The sequence below is a fragment of the Psychrobacter sp. DM8 genome (assembly GCF_051307025.1).
Classification (GTDB): domain Bacteria; phylum Pseudomonadota; class Gammaproteobacteria; order Pseudomonadales; family Moraxellaceae; genus Psychrobacter.
In genome coordinates this window covers 1,323,581-1,342,787 of record NZ_CP195538.1, presented here as the reverse complement: position 1 = coordinate 1,342,787, position 19,207 = coordinate 1,323,581, and the positions used below count along the sequence as shown (strand labels likewise).

The window sequence follows — 19,207 nt, the reverse complement described above, 5'->3', positions numbered from 1 at the left end:
GGAATGTTTATCATGAATAAATATATCGCAGGAATTATTGCAGGCTTCATTGCCACTATCGTGATGACTATTTTGCTACTGCTAAAAAGCATGATGGGTCTCATGCCTGACTTGGATATCATAGCGATGCTCGCCTCAATGATTGGTGACAGTCGAGTAATGGCGTTTATTGCTCACTTTATGGTGGGTTCTATTGGATATGGTCTGATAATGGCAATAGTGGGCAGCACAGATAGAAATAAAAATTTTACGGTAATAGGAGCACTCATAGGCGCTGCTGGTTGGCTTATGATGATGATTGCTATTATGCCTATGATGGGTAACGGCCTGTTTGGTTTGGCTATGCCAAGCGGTATTATGATTCCTATCGCAACCTTAATACTCCATCTCATCTTTGGCGTCGTATTAGGTAAAGCTTATGCCAAATTTATTCGTTAAAAACACTCGTTAATTTACTAAATCTTAAAGCTCAATTTAAATCACTTCAATTTAAAAACCAAAGGATAGAACTATGCAATCAAATAACCTTCAAAAACTTCAGGCTGGCAGTCAATTCCCCGACGTGCAGGTACAAATGCTCGGTGGCGACATGACAACCTTAGGCAAACCTGAAAACGGTCATGACTGGAAATTAGTCGTTGTCTACCGCGGCAAGCACTGCCCAATCTGTACCAAGTATCTTAATCAGCTAGAAACGGTCAAATCCTCATTTGCTGATGCGGGCGTGGATATCTTGGCGATATCAGGCGATAGCAAACAGCAGTTGCAAGAGCATTTAGAAGAGCTTGAGGATATCAACTTCCCGATAGCTTATGGTTTGAGCGTTGAGCAGATGAATGAGCTTGGGCTATATATCTCTGATCCGCGCTCAGAAAAAGAGACCGATCATCCTTTTGCTGAGCCTGGGGTATTTGTGATTAACGCCAAAGGCGAGATTCAAATTATTGATATCTCTAATGCGCCGTTCGCTAGACCTGAGCTTGAAATGCTTGCGAACGGTTTGTCTTTTATTCGAGAAAATGACTACCCTATACGTGGTACGCATGGTTAAAGTTTAATTACTATTACCGCTTAATCAACAATGAACAGTTTAGCGCCAGTGGTAGTCGATGAACGATGAGCTATCGTATCATCGGCGACTTGGTAGGTCATACCTGGCGTTAATGTAAAGGTTCGACCATCTTTTAGCTCAGTATTGAGCTCACCTTCAAGGCACAGCAATATATGACCCTTAAAGCACCAATGATCCGCTAAGTAACCGGGTGAATACTCAACCTTGTGCACCTGAATAGTATTAAAATCAAGCGTTATCCAGTAGCCAACGCCAGTCTCACCTTTTATTTTTATAGCTTCTATATTCGTCCAATCCGTCATTCCAAACGGTATTTTTTCCATTTTCATAAGTCTTATTCCTCATTATTAAAAACTAATAGTTCTTATAAAACATGTCCTTTGGTTCTATTTATTATTTAAAAAAATATATTTCATAGTAGAGCATATTGAACACTCATAAGTAAGCACTGCTGATAGCTAATCATATCTATGTTCTCGTCCAAGAAAAAACCTTAGGTACTGAAGATGCCTTGGCTAGCCTATTTTATTCAAACGAATAGAACAATTTTATCATCTACCTCTCTCCACAAACACCTTATTTCATTTTTAAGATACCTCATTAAAGTCAAAATTATTGTTTAGAAAATATTAAAACTCTTATATATATCAATTATTGGTTGTATACCTACTTGATGTTGGTTATTCTTTAAAGATGCCTTGTAAGGTATTAGGAGAGTCAAAAGCACTATTATAATTATGAGAGGTGTATAAAATGAGTGATTTACTTGAGTTTGAAATCGAAAATGTACTGCCATCTGATGCAGTTCAAGACTGCTACGACTTAGCTCTTAATCATAGACAAGAAACAGAATATCTTAGAAGAATTGCACCAGCTGTCGTTGAAAGCCTTTCAAAGATGAAGTTATTTCGAATGGGTCTTTCAAAGTCTTTAGGAGGCTGGGAGAATACACCCGTAGAGACTCTAAAAGTATATGAGCATCTTGCAAGTGCTGAGGCTTCTGCAGCTTGGATCGTTTGGAATAATCACTTAGCTTGTACTTTTGGGCGTTTTTTGGATAAGACGAGTTTTGAAGAAGTTTACAAAGACCCTACCCATATCTATGCTAATTCTGCACGTCCTGAAGGCACTGCGCAAACGCTCTCAGATGGTTATCTTGTATCAGGTCGATGGACACTCGTATCTGGTTGCGAGCTTGCTGATTGGTTTGTATTGCGATGCTTAGTGCTATCAGAGGGGTCACCAAAAACACTTGGGCCTGGTGCAAAATTAAAGTTATTCTTTATTCCAAAACAAGACATCGAAATCATAGATACATGGAATGTTGGTGGTCTGAACGGTACAGGTAGTCACGATGTCGTCGTAAAAGACGCTTTTGTAAAGCCTCAATATGCAGTGGATTTTGATAGTCCAGTTGTCATCGATAGCGCATACAATCGCTTGCCTATTGGCTGCATCAATGCAGCTGGCTGTGCCGCAATGGCACTAGGGGTTCTAAAAGCTGCAACCGATGACTTAACAGAGCTGTGTTTGGAGAGAGTGACACCAGGTAAGAACCCAGATTTACGTGATCGGTCTACAGTACAATCAGCAATAGCCAATAGTAAAACTCTACTCGCCTCAAAACGCTTACAGTTACACCATAGCGTTGAAACATTATGGATAGAGGCTCAAAACAGAAATACTTTTTCTGATAAGCAGCTTGCAGATGTCTGGGCAGCATCTTGCGCAGCAGCTACAGAGGCTCGTTCTATGGTCTCTGAGATCTATGCAGTAGCAGGTACTGTCTCTTTATATAAAAAGCATAGGATAGAAAGAGCCCATCGAGATATTCACGCTATTTTGCAACATGGTATTATTCAACCTCATTGGCAAGCTCAGGCAGGTATGGCTTACGTTGGTTTAAAACCTACTGCCGCTATGTTTAGAATTTAGGGCGTGTTTAATAATTCACAAATAAGTACTGACAGTGACTATTTTTTTAGCAGTTCATAGTTAAAATAGTAAGTCAAGTTTTTCAGACGTCTATTTTTACCTTAAATACGACAAGAAAGTGTCCTGTCTCTCTATTATGCGCATAGTATTGCGGACGATTAAAGCAGTACTTTCACTCAATACACCCTCAGGTCTGATGCTAAGAGTGCTTCACTCAAAGTAACTGTTCAAATAAAATGAGCTAGCTTGTGCAATAGCATTACTTGTGATTGACATAATGACTAGCACACAGCTTTGATAAACTGGTAGCTATCAGCAGTGTCATGGTTGAGTATCAAATACGTTCTAATTGTTTATGATACTAAGAAAACTAACTTTTACCTTATGTCAAAGATGTATACTCAAGTTTTTTAGTACGTAAAGTATAGCTTTATTTTACTCATTTGCGCATGTCCTACTATTATAAATTTATAATAGTCTATTTTGTTTGTCATGATTCGATATATAAGTTTTTAATCTAGCAATTGTGTGCAAGTGTTACTGTTAATTGACAGCTAGCCAACATCTGTAAATAATATACCTAACAATTTTTGTTACTAAGTAAGAGTCTCAAAAGTATACTTTTACCAGATTCTTATGTTGCTCACTTTAGTACAAAAAATTTTAGTGGAGATGATTATGGATGGTCAAATGACGGGCAGCGCTCTTACCCGTGCTATGCTCAGACGTGGCGATCATATGATATGGTGTGCTGTAGATGATACGAGTGACGCACAAGCTATGAGAGATCATACCAATAATAATTTTACTACGCACATCGTGTCCTATCGAAATGGACAGTTTACATGCATAGATGGTATAACATGGCTTTTTGCAGTTCCCATCAAAATTATTGAAGTCACAAAAGAAGAAGTAAGATTATAAATTTTGCTCACATAAATACCATTTACTATAAATGGTGAAGACCTCTACCGATCAACGGTAATGAATTTAAGAACTTAACTCTAATGATTTCTTATATTTTTGACGAAATTATAATTGCTCTTTAAAAAAATAAAAACAAGGCATCTGATGCCTTGTTTTAGATTAAGTCATTTATAGATAAACTATCTCATTAGTCAAAATGGAAACCTGCACCAACAGCGCCGCCTACATTACCTTGGGTATCTGCTGTACCGTTGACTTTTATAACCCAGCGACCGTCGTTTGACAACTTAGAGACACCGATAGCTACTGCGCTTTCACCATTGTAGGTTGCGATACCACCGCCTACCATAGACTTACCGATAATGTACGCTTGAGGTAGCGAAGACATTGCCATTGCTGCTGAAATACCTGCATTAGCGTCATCTTCAACTTCATCGATCTTGTAACCTAAGTCGTTCATGTTGCTATTAAGTCTACTATCTAATGCGCTAAGTTGACTGTAGTTGACCGCATCGGTTGCTTCTACGCCATCTGCTACACCAGTAAGACGTTGATCACCTGCATTTAAACCTTGACCTGTCATACTAGGTCCGCCTTGCATTGATATGCCACTGCTATTTATAACTGTAGTACCTGCAGCGATACTATCAACGCTGATATTACCGTTTAGATCGAACTTGATACTACTGCCATCAGTTGTAGTGGTAATATTTTCACTACCAGTAAAGCTAAGTACGCTACCATCACCAACAGGTTTGTTAATAACATCACCGTTATCAGCACCGAAGTTTAGACCAGCATCAAGCTTATCTTTATTCGCTGCGACGTTGGTTGTATTAGTAGCAATATTGGTGGTGTTGGTTGCAATATTGCTAGTATTATTTGCGATATTGGTTGTATTGGTTTCGATGTTTGTAGCATTATTTGCGATATTTTCATTAATGACAATCTCGCCTTGCTTGATAGAAGCAATTGCACCATCAATGCTACTTTCACCAGTACCACCTATATTAGTGTTTGTAAAGCTACCGTCTTCAGCATTGTAGACGGTGTTGCCACCAATAATACTACTGATACCAGTGCCTTGTGCAAACAACTGACTACCATTTATAGCATCTTGCGAGCTGGATGAAACCTCACCATTTTGTACATTGGTTACTTTCATATCAGCAGCATTGATACCATCGCGGGTCATGCTAGGTCCGTCTATGATACTAAAGCCATCGTCACTCATAAGGCTTTGACCTGTAGTTAAAGTATCAACTGCAATGTCTGAATTGAGATCAAAGCTAAGGTCGTTATCGCCTATTGCTCTAGACAACGGGTTAACAACTCGCGTAACGCTGATGTTACCGTCGGTATTACTCATATCGACATTACTATTAACAACTGATGTTGGCGTATCTTTTTGGGCACTTAAGCTCCATCCTGTGTTTATTGCTGATGTTGCCTCTTGTAGTTGACCTAAATTGACTCCATCAGTCAGCTCCACCCCTCGACCAACATTGCTAATTACGTTACCGCCGTTATTTAGACCCATACTGCTGAGCCTAACCGTACGGTTGGTATCACTACTAACAAAGGTAAATCCACTATTATTCATAATGCTATTACCAATTCGTATGCTACCATCTTCACTTAAATCTAACTGATTGTTGAGCTGAATCTGAACACCTGTAGCAGAGGCAGTAGTTAAGATATTACTATCACCTGTAACGTTGATCGTATCACCTAAAGCAAATTGCTGATCGTTAGTGCTGTCTCCATCACCAATTCTAATTCCTTTAGCAATATTTCCCGTATTGACGCCAATATCTGTAGTATTGGTTTCAATATCAGTAGTGTTAATATCTACTTTAGTATTCGTATCCGACAGCTGACCGAAATTCACCGCATCTTTTGGCGTTGAGCCATCTGCTACGTTGGTTATTTTGTTGCTACCATTGTTCAGACCGTTGGCTGAGATACTTACGCCACTACCAAAATTTGCACTATTGAGATCAGTTAGATCTTTGACGAGCTTGACTGTTAGTGAATTATCAGTGTCATTTGCGATGACGCCGATGTTATTACCAGAGGCAAGTCTATCAGCATCAACCTCTCCACCTTTGATAGTAAGTTTTTCACCCATTTTACGAGTGACAGTAACGAGTGTATTGTCGCCTGTAAAATCAAGACCTCTATCAACGGTTTGATTGATGCTATTGTTAACTTCTAACAGCTGCTCTTGGGTTGCTGCCAAACCACCAGTATAGGTTTGATTAGCATCAAAGGTTGTGTTACTTAAACCTGAGACTGTGCCGTTTGTACCGTCAATCATTACTGGCATATCACTGCCGACAGTGATGACATCCGCCAATCCAAGCTCGATACCGTCATTGGTAGACAATAGCGTCGTGGTTAGGTTATTGTCTGTGTTTAGCTTAATCTCTTCGCCCAAGTCAAAGGTCTTTTGCAAGGAGTCATTGACATTAAACTTGATACCCTTAGCGATGTTGTCTCTGTTGGTTGTGATGTTGCCTTCGTTGGTACTGACGTTTTGGTTAGTGGTGTACAACTGGCTACCGTTAATGGCGTCGGTTGAGTCACTTTCCAAAGTACCAGCTGCGATGTTGCTCAGCGTGGTTGGGGTACTGGTGCTACCAGTCGCTGATTGCATAGAGGCGATTACGTCGATTGCTGTGACAAGGTCGCCACTACCATCAGGGTTAGTGTTGAAGCTACCATCAGTCTGCTTGTAGAGTTTGTTGCCTGTAGCATCAGTATAGACGACTGGAGACTGGGCACTTTCACTGAGTGACTGTGCGTCTACAGAGAGGTCGAACACTCTAGCATCCCCTGATGCGGTTTCGCTGACGCTGATAGAGTTGTTGTTCGAGGTCACTTGAGTACGGGTGCCATCAACGTAGGTTTTGTTGGTGGCATCAGTCCCTACTGTAGGAGCGTCGATGAGGGTGACTTTGTTAAAGGTGGGTGTATCACTCATCTGTACGTTGACACCATTTGCGGTTGTGACGGTGCTGATGTTTTTACTGTCGCCATTGATGTTGAAGGTTTGACCCAATTCTCGCTTGACGGTATTGCCACTGTCAGCGCCGAAGTTTAGACCGAGGTCTATAGTCGTATTGATATCAGCATTGGCTTGTGAGAGCTGCTCTTGGGTTGCTGCCAAACCACCAGTATAGGTTTGATTAGCATCAAAGGTTGTGTTACTTAAACCTGAGACTGTGCCGTTTGTACCGTCAATCATTACTGGCATATCACTGCCGACAGTGATGACATCCGCCAATCCAAGCTCGATACCGTCATTGGTAGACAATAGCGTCGTGGTTAGGTTATTGTCTGTGTTTAGCTTAATCTCTTCGCCCAAGTCAAAGGTCTTTTGCAAGGAGTCATTGACATTAAACTTGATACCCTTAGCGATGTTGTCTCTGTTGGTTGTGATGTTGCCTTCGTTGGTGCTGACGTTTTGGTTAGTGGTGTACAACTGGCTACCGTTAACCGCATCTTGGCTACTGCTAGTAACCGCTCCGTCTTTGACATTGATGATCTTTTTACCCGCATTGTTTAGACCTGCAGCAGTCAGGGTTACAGGGTTAAGTGGATTAAGACCTGTGACTGAGACACCTAAAGGAGTGACAACAGTATTAAGTATTACGTTACCCCCTGTCTTGACAGTACCAAGCGCTCCTAGGTTTAGATTGTTGTTGAGCTTAATGGCTATCTTGTCATCGATGACTTGGGTAGTGATGTTGTTGTTTGAACCAACAATGTCGACCGCATCACCTAGATTGCGCTGTACTTCATTAGTGTCAGCGGCTCGTAATGCAAAGCCAAGACTGGTAACGCCGCCAACGGCATTGTTTAGATCACCTGCATTAACCGCATTTTTCTCGTTAGTTGCTAGTGTGATGTCACCTGCACTACCTAAACCTGTGATTTGATTGTTGTTCAGGTCAATACCTTCAGTTGAGATGTTGACGCCACCAAAGTCTGCACTGATTAAACCGGTTAGGTTCGGTGCCAATCCAAGCTCGATACCGTCATTGGTAGACAATAGCGTCGTGGTTAGGTTATTGTCTGTGTTTAGCTTAATCTCTTCGCCCAAGTCAAAGGTCTTTTGCAAGGAGTCATTGACATTAAACTTGATACCCTTAGCGATGTTGTCTCTGTTGGTTGTGATGTTGCCTTCGTTGGTACTGACGTTTTGGTTAGTGGTGTACAACTGGCTACCGTTAATGGCGTCGGTTGAGTCACTTTCCAAAGTACCAGCTGCGATGTTGCTCAGCGTGGTTGGGGTACTGGTGCTACCAGTCGCTGATTGCATAGAGGCGATTACGTCGATTGCTGTGACAAGGTCGCCACTACCATCAGGGTTAGTGTTGAAGCTACCATCAGTCTGCTTGTAGAGTTTGTTGCCTGTAGCATCAGTATAGACGACTGGAGACTGGGCACTTTCACTGAGTGACTGTGCGTCTACAGAGAGGTCGAACACTCTAGCATCCCCTGATGCGGTTTCGCTGACGCTGATAGAGTTGTTGTTCGAGGTCACTTGAGTACGGGTGCCATCAACGTAGGTTTTGTTGGTGGCATCAGTCCCTACTGTAGGAGCGTCGATGAGGGTGACTTTGTTAAAGGTGGGTGTATCACTCATCTGTACGTTGACACCATTTGCGGTTGTGACGGTGCTGATGTTTTTACTGTCGCCATTGATGTTGAAGGTTTGACCCAATTCTCGCTTGACGGTATTGCCACTGTCAGCGCCGAAGTTTAGACCGAGGTCTATAGTCGTATTGATATCAGCATTGGCTTGTGAGAGCTGCTCTTGGGTTGCTGCCAAACCACCAGTATAGGTTTGATTAGCATCAAAGGTTGTGTTACTTAAACCTGAGACTGTGCCGTTTGTACCGTCAATCATTACTGGCATATCACTGCCGACAGTGATGACATCCGCCAATCCAAGCTCGATACCGTCATTGGTAGACAATAGCGTCGTGGTTAGGTTATTGTCTGTGTTTAGCTTAATCTCTTCGCCCAAGTCAAAGGTCTTTTGCAAGGAGTCATTGACATTAAACTTGATACCCTTAGCGATGTTGTCTCTGTTGGTTGTGATGTTGCCTTCGTTGGTGCTGACGTTTTGGTTAGTGGTGTACAACTGGCTACCGTTAACCGCATCTTGGCTACTGCTAGTAACCGCTCCGTCTTTGACATTGATGATCTTTTTACCCGCATTGTTTAGACCTGCAGCAGTCAGGGTTACAGGGTTAAGTGGATTAAGACCTGTGACTGAGACACCTAAAGGAGTGACAACAGTATTAAGTATTACGTTACCCCCTGTCTTGACAGTACCAAGCGCTCCTAGGTTTAGATTGTTGTTGAGCTTAATGGCTATCTTGTCATCGATGACTTGGGTAGTGATGTTGTTGTTTGAACCAACAATGTCGACCGCATCACCTAGATTGCGCTGTACTTCATTAGTGTCAGCGGCTCGTAATGCAAAGCCAAGACTGGTAACGCCGCCAACGGCATTGTTTAGATCACCTGCATTAACCGCATTTTTCTCGTTAGTTGCTAGTGTGATGTCACCTGCACTACCTAAACCTGTGATTTGATTGTTGTTCAGGTCAATACCTTCAGTTGAGATGTTGACGCCACCAAAGTCTGCACTGATTAAACCGGTTAGGTTCGGTGCCAATCCAAGCTCGATACCGTCATTGGTAGACAATAGCGTCGTGGTTAGGTTATTGTCTGTGTTTAGCTTAATCTCTTCGCCCAAGTCAAAGGTCTTTTGCAAGGAGTCATTGACATTAAACTTGATACCCTTAGCGATGTTGTCTCTGTTGGTTGTGATGTTGCCTTCGTTGGTACTGACGTTTTGGTTAGTGGTGTACAACTGGCTACCGTTAACGGCGTCGGTTGAGTCACTTTCCAAAGTACCAGCTGCGATGTTGCTCAGCGTGGTTGGGGTACTGGTGCTACCAGTCGCTGATTGCATAGAGGCGATTACGTCGATTGCTGTGACAAGGTCGCCACTACCATCAGGGTTAGTGTTGAAGCTACCATCAGTCTGCTTGTAGAGTTTGTTGCCTGTAGCATCAGTATAGACGACTGGAGACTGGGCACTTTCACTGAGTGACTGTGCGTCTACAGAGAGGTCGAACACTCTAGCATCCCCTGATGCGGTTTCGCTGACGCTGATAGAGTTGTTGTTCGAGGTCACTTGAGTACGGGTGCCATCAACGTAGGTTTTGTTGGTGGCATCAGTCCCTACTGTAGGAGCGTCGATGAGGGTGACTTTGTTAAAGGTGGGTGTATCACTCATCTGTACGTTGACACCATTTGCGGTTGTGACGGTGCTGATGTTTTTACTGTCGCCATTGATGTTGAAGGTTTGACCCAATTCTCGCTTGACGGTATTGCCACTGTCAGCGCCGAAGTTTAGACCGAGGTCTACGACGTTTGAGAGACCTTTTAACTGAGCGACGTTGACCGCATCACTATTATTTTTACCTGCGGCAACTTTGACGATCTGACGATTACCATCGGTATCATTACCGACAGACACTGCACCAAGGGATTCACTTCTAGTTGAAGTAATAATATTTTGATCAGCGAGCGTTGCGCCTGCCGGAACAAAGCCTTCAGTACCTGCGCCTCCTGCGATATTAGCTACTGATTTTGAACCTAGGGCAACACCGTTTACAGCAGAGGCATTTGCACCCGAACCTAACGCTGATGCGCCCTTTTCACTGGCTGTTGCAGCGATACCAAATGCTGAAGATGCGGTACCAGATGCATCTGAGTGTATTCCTACAGCAGTTGCTAGATGACCATTTGAGCGTGATTTAGCACCGATTGCTATAGAGGCTGCGCCAAGTGTTTGAGTATGTCCTGCAAAACGATTATTAGGATCTAATAAATCGCGACCAGCATACTCATTAAAGACAGTATTGACTGTGCCACTATTTAGAGCATCATCAATATCACTACCATCTATATTATATTTTGAAGCCAAATCTAGATCATCGCCACCAATAGCGATAGAGGATGCCCCTATAGACACAACGTTTGCACCAATCGCAATAGATTGTGCACCTTTAGCTATTGTATCTTGACCACTAGAGGCGCTACCAATAGCAATGGTTTGACTACCTATAGCACGGGCGTTTCTCCCCATAGCCATCGAATTTTGACCCGTTGCACCTTCATTCAAGTCATTAGTGCCGCCGTCTGAATTGACACTATAGTACTTCACCTTATTCTCAGCGATACTACTATCAAGCTGACTTACATTCACCGCATCTTTTGGACCAATCCCGTCTTCTACATTAATGATTCTGTTATTGCCGTTGTTTAAACCACTATTGCTGAGTACGACATTGTTGTTAGGATCAATGGCTTTCACCATAATACCGGAGCTATCAACCAGAGTATCCCCTATTTTGAGGCTACCATCCGTACCTAAGTTGACGTCTTCATCAAGCTTTACAGTCAAGGATTTATCGCTACTGTTAGCAGCAACGCTAATATTCTTAGTATTTGAATCGCCAGCTACGGTTTCGCCACCCTGAACTTTTAGTGTCTGGTTTCTATAAGTAGTGCTTATATATACTTTTGGTGTTGCATCATCTCCAGCGAAGTTCATTCCACTAGGGTAGTAGTAGTAATAACCATTAGCAGCGGCAGGAATAGTTAACCCAGCTGCCAATAATCCAAGTCCTATAGCACTCAGGCGTAGAGTATTAACAGAAGACAAGCTAGCACTAGTGTTAATACTTGCATTGGCACTCACGCTAGATTTTGATGATTTGCCGCGTGCTTTGGCATACTCAGCAACAGCCGTAAAGCAGCCCAATGCTTCATTCCAGATAACTTTAAAATTGCGGTTCATGATATGTACTCCCTTACATAATGAATAGGTATAAACTCAAACTCATGTTGTAGAGAGTAAAAACGCGGATAGATACAAACTTATTCAAACATCGAAGTCACAAAGCTAGATGTTTAAGTTGCATCACAATTATTACTCTCTTTATATAACAATAAATGAATATAAAGAGGTAATCAATTAATAAATTTGCATTTAACTACCGTTCGTCGGAAAATATGCAATATATTGAATATATGTGTAGGCTCTTGTTTAGACTTGACTTTTCATGGAGATTTTAGGGCTAATGGAAGTAAAAACGGAAATATACTTGAGTACAATATATAATATGCCTTGTTTATTTATGACTCTCAAGCGGTAGCACCACCTCCACTACGAGTCCATCTCTACCATCTTGTCGATTGCTCACACTCACCTTACCTTTGTGAGCCATGACCACCGCCTGTACGATAGCAAGACCAAGACCATAGCCACCCGTTTTGCGGTGTCGAGCAGCATCTAGGCGCACAAAGGGCTGAAAAATACGCTTCAGATCCGCATCGGCAATGCCTCCGCCCTCGTCCATTACGATGATTTTTATCGCAGGTATGCGATTGTCTAATAGCGCCTGTATTATTTGAACGCTTACCGCTGATTTTGACGATGTATGCATAAATGCATTACGAATGATATTTTCAAGCGCGCTATGCAATTGCTCTTGGTTGCCCCTGACGATCGAGGCAAATGTCGGTGGTTGCCATTGCCAGTTGATGTTTTTTTGCTGAAATTCAAAACACACATCCTGCCCAATCTTACTAATAATCTCAGCGATATCGACCTCCTCCTCTACACTATTGCTAGTGTACTGCTGCATCTGTAGCGACTGGATATGAATGATTTGCTCAATCAGCTCGTTCATTCTTGCAGACTCCTTATCGATACGATCAAGATAGCGATGAGCCGTTGGTGCAAAGTCGCGAGTCAGCTCGGTAGCAACCTCAAGGCGTGCGAGCGGCGAGCGTAGCTCGTGCGATATATCACTGAGCATTTGCTTGCGCGCAAGCTCACTCTCTGCAAGACGAGTAGATAATGTGGCGACATCTTTTGCCAGTAATCCTATCTCATCATCGCCCATCTTTGATAAGTTAGGGGATGCTTGATAATCACCATTTGTCATACGGTGTACGCTTAGCTGCACGCGGCGAATACGTTTTGTGAGGGTACGACTAAGCCAAATACAGACCAAGACACCAAACACTAATATCAGTAATAAACGTATGGGAAAATGACCTCGCTGCAAGGCGATAACATCAGCAAAACGTAGCTGCGGGCGCAATTGTATAATGACCGCCTGACCGTCTGGTAAGATCACCTCTTTATCAGCCAGTTCTGGACGCTCGCTACTGTTGGTTATTGCCATATCACTAGGCATTACTGGCTGTAAGATACTAGGTAATATGGAAGGTCTATTGGTAACGTCAGCTTGATTGTGACGGCTATTATCGTGGCCTAAGTCATCATCAGATCTGTTAGATGGTGACAAGGGACTCATAGACTGCTGATGCCCTCGCTCACGTCTTTGCATTTGCTCGCTGCGATCTCTATAGCGCGGGAACAATGTCGCTCCTTGTTCGTCATAGATTCGTATCTGTGACATAAGGGGTCGATCTTGTCGGTACATTTGTCGCACGCTCGCAAGATCGCCTGTCTTGAGTACCTGAGCTACCACTTCACGCTTAACAAGCAAGCGCTCAATTTGGCTATCCATACGGGCATTGAGCGCTTTTTCGTTAAGCGCGCGCTCGAGCACAATGGATAGCACAGAGGTTAGCAAAATGGTCAGTAGCAAACTCAAAAACAGACGCCAGAACAGCGTTATTCTTGGTTTAAATCGAGTAGATGTTGTCATTATAAGACCAGCTGATACCCTTTACCCCGAATCGCTTTAATCGGCTCATCATGGAAGGGTTGAAGTTTTTTGCGCAGGCGTGAGACATGCACATCCAGACTGCGATCAAAGGGTTGTAGTACGCGCTGCAAGACGTGCTCGGACAACCAAGATTTACTGACTACTTCGCCCTTTCGCTTAAGTAGCGCGAGTAACAAATCAAACTCTGTTCCGGTTACTTGTAGCTCCACGCCATCTATCTGGCACAATCGCTGACTTTGATCTAAGTACAGACGGCTCTCAGGTAGCGGCGTGTGATCTAGGACAGGCGTATTCGTACGTTTGATGACTGCATTAATCCGTGCCAAAAGCTCACGAGGATTGCAAGGCTTGGTAATATAGTCATCAGCGCCCAGCTCAAGACCAATAATACGGTCAATCTCCTCGCCTTTTGCAGTTAGCATAATGACAGGGATATCACTGATGGCGGGCAATTGACGTAGCACTGAGAGCCCATCTAGCTTTGGCATCATGATATCTAGTACCAGTAGATCGTAGTTCAAAGCGCTATGGTTTGTCGATCTAAGTTTATGTATGACCGCTTCGCCATCATGAACGCAGTCGCAGTCGATACCATGATTTTGCAAATACTCTTGCAACAACTGCGTCAATTCTTCATCATCATCGCCTAATAGTATTTTTGTCATATTTATCTCCTCATCGCTATACCCTCTATATTATCATCTGTTATGCGCCGCCTGAGTGACAAACGTTACCTTTCTTAATACTTTATAAAGTATCGCGACTTTCGCCTGTCGTATTATAGTTTCAGTCTTATTGTCCTATAAGACGAAATTTTATGTCCGTTGGCTATACTATTTAGTCCTGTATTTATTTAATTATTAAGGAATCACAATGAAAAAATTACTATTAGGCGCCGCACTTGCTACCTCTAGCGTCTTTGCCTTAACAGCTTGTACTAGCGTAGGTGCTAATACCGACACGCCAGCGACCACTCAGATGCAAAAGCAGCATAAAGGCGGCATGAAAGACGGCAGTAGAGGATTTATGTCACAGCTTAATTTGAGCGCAGCGCAGCAAGCACAACTGCAAGCCCTTAAACAAAACAATAAAGACAATCGTATGCAAAATCGCGAGGCGATGCTCAATATATTGACTCCCGAGCAGCGCGCACAACTGGTAACGATGACATCAGAAAAGCAAGGTAAAGGTCATCGCCGCGGGCACCAAATGGACGGTAAAAACAGTCCTTTTGCACAGCTGAATTTGACGACGGCGCAACAAGCGCAAATCAAAGCCATCAGACAGACCAACACAGGTAGTCGTATGCAAAAGCATAATGCGATCATGCAAGTGCTTACCGCCCAGCAGCGTCAGCAGCTAGAGACAATAAAGGCTGATAGAATGGCAAAAGGCGGTCACAGTGGTAACATGCAGAACTAAACGCTAAGTTGAACTTAATTCTAACTTTAAATCAGTCACCAAAAAGCGCATCGTTTAAACGATGCGCTTTTGTTATAAATGGTTAATTTATTAGGTGTTATACCCTAGTCAATACTCTCTAAACGCTCTTGACTCATAGGCAGCATTCTAAATAGCATTTTGCCCAGTGCCGTACCATTACCTTCACGGTAGGACTCTATAAGCTCACGACTATAGTCTCTAATATCGACACTGTTACTAGCGTTAGGCTCTTGGACATCGGCAGGCAAGCTGGGATAGGCAATCGTTTGCGAGGTGATCGGTGCATACTGCTGCAAGACATCAATGGTGATACCTCTAGTTGAGTCTTGCAAGCCCATATCTTGGTTACGCATATGCTGCCACTTAATACGGCCGCGATTATCTAAACCGTATAGCTCTAGAATTGCTGTATTACTGTTTTGTGATGCTATTGCGCTTTCATCGCCTGTTATCTCGCTTTTTATAATAGATAGTATTTGCTGCACGATTGCCTTACTGGTTAATGACTTGCCGCTTGGGTCAAAGACATCACTACCCAATTCGCTATCAGTCACTAAATCTGGGTACTGTGTGGTTATCGTCTCGTACACTATACTCATGTAGTCCTGATAAAACTGCTCATAGCTTGCTGTGCTTTGAGCGCGGCGAATAATCTGCGGCGTTTTTAGCATCGGAGCAAGTTGCGCCGCTGGGTACTTAGGAGACACTGCGCTCAGAGATTGCGGAGTGACATAATCAAACTGGCTCAAAGGCGCTGTCTCAAAAGTGCGATCTAATGCGTCAAAATGACTTTTAATCACTGTTCGACCAAAGTCTTTAGGCAAAGTCCCATCATTAAGCGTGAGCTTAAGCCACTTATTTTGCCACTGCGTACCGAGCTTGTTATCAAATAGCTCAGAGTTGAGCATCGCGATATTGTCCGCCCAAAAGTAGATAGTGCCTTCTTTTGCATTGAAATAAATGGGCTGGTTGATGCTGCTGTGATGATTGCGTCCTTTGTACTGCATGCTACTAAGCATAGTGATCTTGCCTGCGACCAGCTGATAGACGCCTTGCGCATTGATGGATAAAGGCTTTAACAAATAGGCGTCAAGCAACTGAGCATTTCTCACATTTTGCTTCGTGGTTTTATTATCATAATTGTCAAACAGCTCTTGATAATAAGGTGAGACTTTATCATTGCTATCACTGGCTATAGCGCCTCCCTTAATCACCCTACTCTCTGTAACGGTGGCGCCTACATCCTCTACATATGTTGTATCGTCCAGCGCCTTATATGCAGAACTATACTCGGCATCATCGTATTCTTCATAGACATCGCTGTCCTCAAAAGCGGCGCTATTATATTGACTCTCATCCCATGCCCGATAAGCCTCATCACAAGCCAAATAGGACTGCTTAATAGCGCTGCGCTGCGGCGCATAATCCGCCGATTCAATCATTTTTCCTGCGGTCTGGGCCTGCTCTATAAGGGCGGCATAAGCCTTGTCGTGGGTTTCTTCGCAGTGCGCATCTACATATTCTGAGGCGACGAGTTGAGATTCATCTATATTTAAGAACTTCTGCTCATTACTAATCTCAAGGTTACTATGATAAGCAAAGGACTGACGGCGCTGTTTTTGCAGGGCAGCCGCGAGTGCTGTTTTGGCAGCTGCTGGTGTTTGATTAATGGCTACTGTACCTTGACCCCCGCTAGTAGATTGACAGCCAGTCGCTATAATCGCCGTAGATAATGCAGCGCTAAGCATAAGTACTTTTGTGCTGCGTTTTGGATGATCAGACGAGCGTGCTAGTTCGGTGTTGATGTCAGTATTAATATTGCGGTTCATGGCTTTATCCTTAATATTTTTTATCTTGAATACGTTTTAAAACACGAGTTTGTCATGCTTAAAATTAATTATTGTCGTCAACCTCGTATTCATCATTTTCATACTCATAAGGATTTTCCATCGCGTCATAAGCATCGTTATAGTCATATCGAGCATACCTGGCTTGCTCTAGCCGCTCTTTATTGAGCTTAGATTGTTTGAGCCAAGCATTACCATCAATAGCAGACGCAGCGTTAGGACCAAACGACTGCGTAAGTAGTGGCGTGAGCGCATGGTTATTGTAGCTTTGCGCATCATAGCGCGTCTGGTTAAGCACTGTCAGTTTGGCACCAAATAGGTCGCTACCGATATTGGTACGCTGCTGCTTGGCAATTAAGCGATCTGAATGGTTTAGATAATAGTAGTTGGTATGATTAAAGGATATGGGCGCAATAGCTTCTACCAGTTGCAATAGAGCACCGACGTCCGCACTTTGATAGCCTTTGTTATAAACTTCAATCTTGTCAATCGCGGTTTTGAGTAGCGCGCCATCAGGGTATCTATCTGGATGGGCGTCAACGTATGCGCTCAAAGACTGGCTGATATATTTGAGCATACGCCCAATCATCTCGCCGCTTTGCTTACTACCGAAGTACACTTTTACCGCGCTACTCGCCCCTACTTGCTTGGCAAAGGTGTCATCACGAATGTCCACAGCGCTAAAGTATTCAGGGGATATCTCTGCCATGCTCCCTTGTATTCCCGTAATGACAGCGTCATAAATGACAGCAGAGGGCAATTGCGAGGTGATACTCTCAGGCAAACCAAAATCTACCGTGTGCGCTGTCATCTCGTTAGGCGTCGGCGTCTGTTCTGGATTGATAAGCGCCACTACTGGCATGATGGCGGAGGGATCAAGGCTCAAGCGACTATTAGCAAAATCAAGTGCTAAGGGAATCTGTATCGATGAGCTCATCGTAGGCGCGGCGTAGTCATAACTATAGACGCTTTGAATGCGTTTTTGCTCAGGTTTAAATTGACTAACACTGTTAAAAGTTAGGTATCGATATTGATAGGCATTGGTGGCCTTTATTTGTTCTGGAGTACGATGAATACTATCGAGTAGCAGGCCTAACATGCCAGTGGACATAGGTGGTAGTGCGTCAGCCGGCGCTGCAGTTTTTGCTTGTTTTTGCGCTTGCATGACTTCGTATTTACGAAACAAGTCTCTTGGATTTAATTTTGATAAGCCTGAGAGTGCGCCGCCTGTGTCATAATCATCGTCACCCTCTAAGTATGGATCTTGGCTACCATATTGATCGTAGCCATACTCGTCATAACCATATTGATCGAATCCATATCTATCGTAGCCGTCTTGATCATAGCCGTATTCATCATAACCTTCGGTGTCATAATCACTAGCTATCGACTCATAAGCCTCTTCAGCAACGATTACTTTGTTGACATCAGCATCGGCATCGTATTCTTCTAGCGCTCTGGCAGCATCAGTTGCATCCATCGCTGCCTCAATCTCAGCTCTAGCGGAGCTTAGTTTCTCATCATTTAGATTGTAGTCATAGTCGTCATCATTACTATAGTTGCTATCGTCCTCATCTTGCATTTCACTATAAGCGTAAGTCTCAATGATGGTTCTAAGCAGACCCGTCGCGCCCGCATCTATACTATCGGCATCGATAAAAGGTACTGCTTGATAATGCGCTTGCGACACCGACACATGCTCTGTTCCTAGATGTTGGCGTATCGCGGTAAGCAGGCGGGTTTTGGCCTGTGCTTCGCTATTAGGTAGCGTAAATAATTGCTCGTGCTGCTGTTGACTTGCCTGCAAATGCTCATTAAACGCACGACCCTGCGCCTGATTTAACGACATGTCTGTCACACTATAATCTATCAACGCGCCTGTTGTCTGCGGCGCAGTGCTTGGCGTGGATTGACAACCGCTAATAGCAGCAGCGCTGAACGCTGTATAACAAGCAATCTTAAACGAATGATAAGAGTAGAATTGTAGCTTACCTCTAGCAGGACGAGTTATAGACATATATATTCCTTTAATCAAATCAATCAACATTAATTAGTCACACAGCATTGTGGTTATTTATAGCATAAAACATTACAAATGAGTAATATGAAAGTAACTTTTTAACTGCATAAAAAGGAATTTGCGATGTCATACCTATCTTCTCAAACTCACAGCGAAGTTTTACGTA

General features: G+C 43.2%; 11 protein-coding genes. 5 read left to right on the top strand and 6 right to left on the bottom strand.

What is annotated here, in order from left to right; genetic code table 11:
- The first annotated feature begins 12 nt into the window (after nt 1-12).
- Nucleotides 13-438, top strand: coding sequence for a DUF6789 family protein (locus ACR64J_RS05790; protein ID WP_435950917.1), 426 nt, complete (start codon nt 13-15; stop codon nt 436-438).
- Between the two features lie 73 nt (nt 439-511).
- Nucleotides 512-1,051, top strand: coding sequence for a peroxiredoxin-like family protein (locus ACR64J_RS05785; RefSeq protein WP_435950916.1), 540 nt, complete (start codon nt 512-514; stop codon nt 1,049-1,051).
- A 20-nt stretch (nt 1,052-1,071) separates the two neighbouring features.
- On the opposite strand, the gene ACR64J_RS05780 is transcribed toward ACR64J_RS05785, so the two are convergent.
- The gene (locus ACR64J_RS05780) at nt 1,072-1,401 is read right to left on the bottom strand and encodes a DHCW motif cupin fold protein (RefSeq protein ID WP_435950915.1); all 330 of its coding nucleotides are present in this window, start codon (nt 1,399-1,401) and stop codon (nt 1,072-1,074) included.
- Between the two features lie 424 nt (nt 1,402-1,825).
- Here ACR64J_RS05780 and ACR64J_RS05775 point away from each other — a divergent pair, with 424 nt between their 5' ends.
- Together ACR64J_RS05775 and ACR64J_RS05770 are read left to right on the top strand one after the other, a co-directional pair.
- Nucleotides 1,826-3,007 (top strand): hypothetical protein, encoded by a 1,182-nt coding sequence (locus ACR64J_RS05775; protein WP_435950914.1) that lies wholly within the window; start codon nt 1,826-1,828, stop codon nt 3,005-3,007.
- 678 nt (nt 3,008-3,685) lie between these two features.
- Nucleotides 3,686-3,931 (top strand): hypothetical protein, encoded by a 246-nt coding sequence (locus tag ACR64J_RS05770; RefSeq protein ID WP_317199380.1) that lies wholly within the window; start codon nt 3,686-3,688, stop codon nt 3,929-3,931.
- A gap of 190 nt (nt 3,932-4,121) precedes the next feature.
- On the opposite strand, the gene ACR64J_RS05765 is transcribed toward ACR64J_RS05770, so the two are convergent.
- The 3 genes from ACR64J_RS05765 to ACR64J_RS05755 form a co-directional block, all read right to left on the bottom strand.
- Nucleotides 4,122-11,825, bottom strand: a complete 7,704-nt coding sequence (locus ACR64J_RS05765) for a YadA-like family protein (RefSeq protein ID WP_435950913.1) — start codon at nt 11,823-11,825, stop codon at nt 4,122-4,124.
- A 334-nt stretch (nt 11,826-12,159) separates the two neighbouring features.
- Nucleotides 12,160-13,710 carry a sensor histidine kinase gene (locus tag ACR64J_RS05760; protein WP_435950912.1) on the bottom strand — a complete coding sequence of 517 codons (1,551 nt, stop codon included), beginning with the start codon at nt 13,708-13,710 and terminating at the stop codon, nt 12,160-12,162.
- The gene (locus tag ACR64J_RS05755; protein WP_435950911.1) at nt 13,710-14,396 is read right to left on the bottom strand and encodes a response regulator transcription factor; all 687 of its coding nucleotides are present in this window, start codon (nt 14,394-14,396) and stop codon (nt 13,710-13,712) included. Before ACR64J_RS05755 ends, ACR64J_RS05760 begins: the two co-directional genes overlap by 1 nt.
- Before the next feature lie 208 nt (nt 14,397-14,604).
- Between ACR64J_RS05755 and ACR64J_RS05750 the strand changes: the two genes are divergently transcribed.
- Nucleotides 14,605-15,153, top strand: coding sequence for a Spy/CpxP family protein refolding chaperone (locus tag ACR64J_RS05750; protein WP_435950910.1), 549 nt, complete (start codon nt 14,605-14,607; stop codon nt 15,151-15,153).
- Nucleotides 15,154-15,257: 104 nt separating this feature from the next.
- On the opposite strand, the gene ACR64J_RS05745 is transcribed toward ACR64J_RS05750, so the two are convergent.
- Together ACR64J_RS05745 and ACR64J_RS05740 are read right to left on the bottom strand one after the other, a co-directional pair.
- Nucleotides 15,258-17,003 carry a hypothetical protein gene (locus tag ACR64J_RS05745; RefSeq protein WP_435950909.1) on the bottom strand — a complete coding sequence of 582 codons (1,746 nt, stop codon included), beginning with the start codon at nt 17,001-17,003 and terminating at the stop codon, nt 15,258-15,260.
- Nucleotides 17,004-17,067: 64 nt separating this feature from the next.
- Nucleotides 17,068-19,038 carry a hypothetical protein gene (locus ACR64J_RS05740; RefSeq protein ID WP_435950908.1) on the bottom strand — a complete coding sequence of 657 codons (1,971 nt, stop codon included), beginning with the start codon at nt 19,036-19,038 and terminating at the stop codon, nt 17,068-17,070.
- Nucleotides 19,039-19,207: the final 169 nt, after the last annotated feature.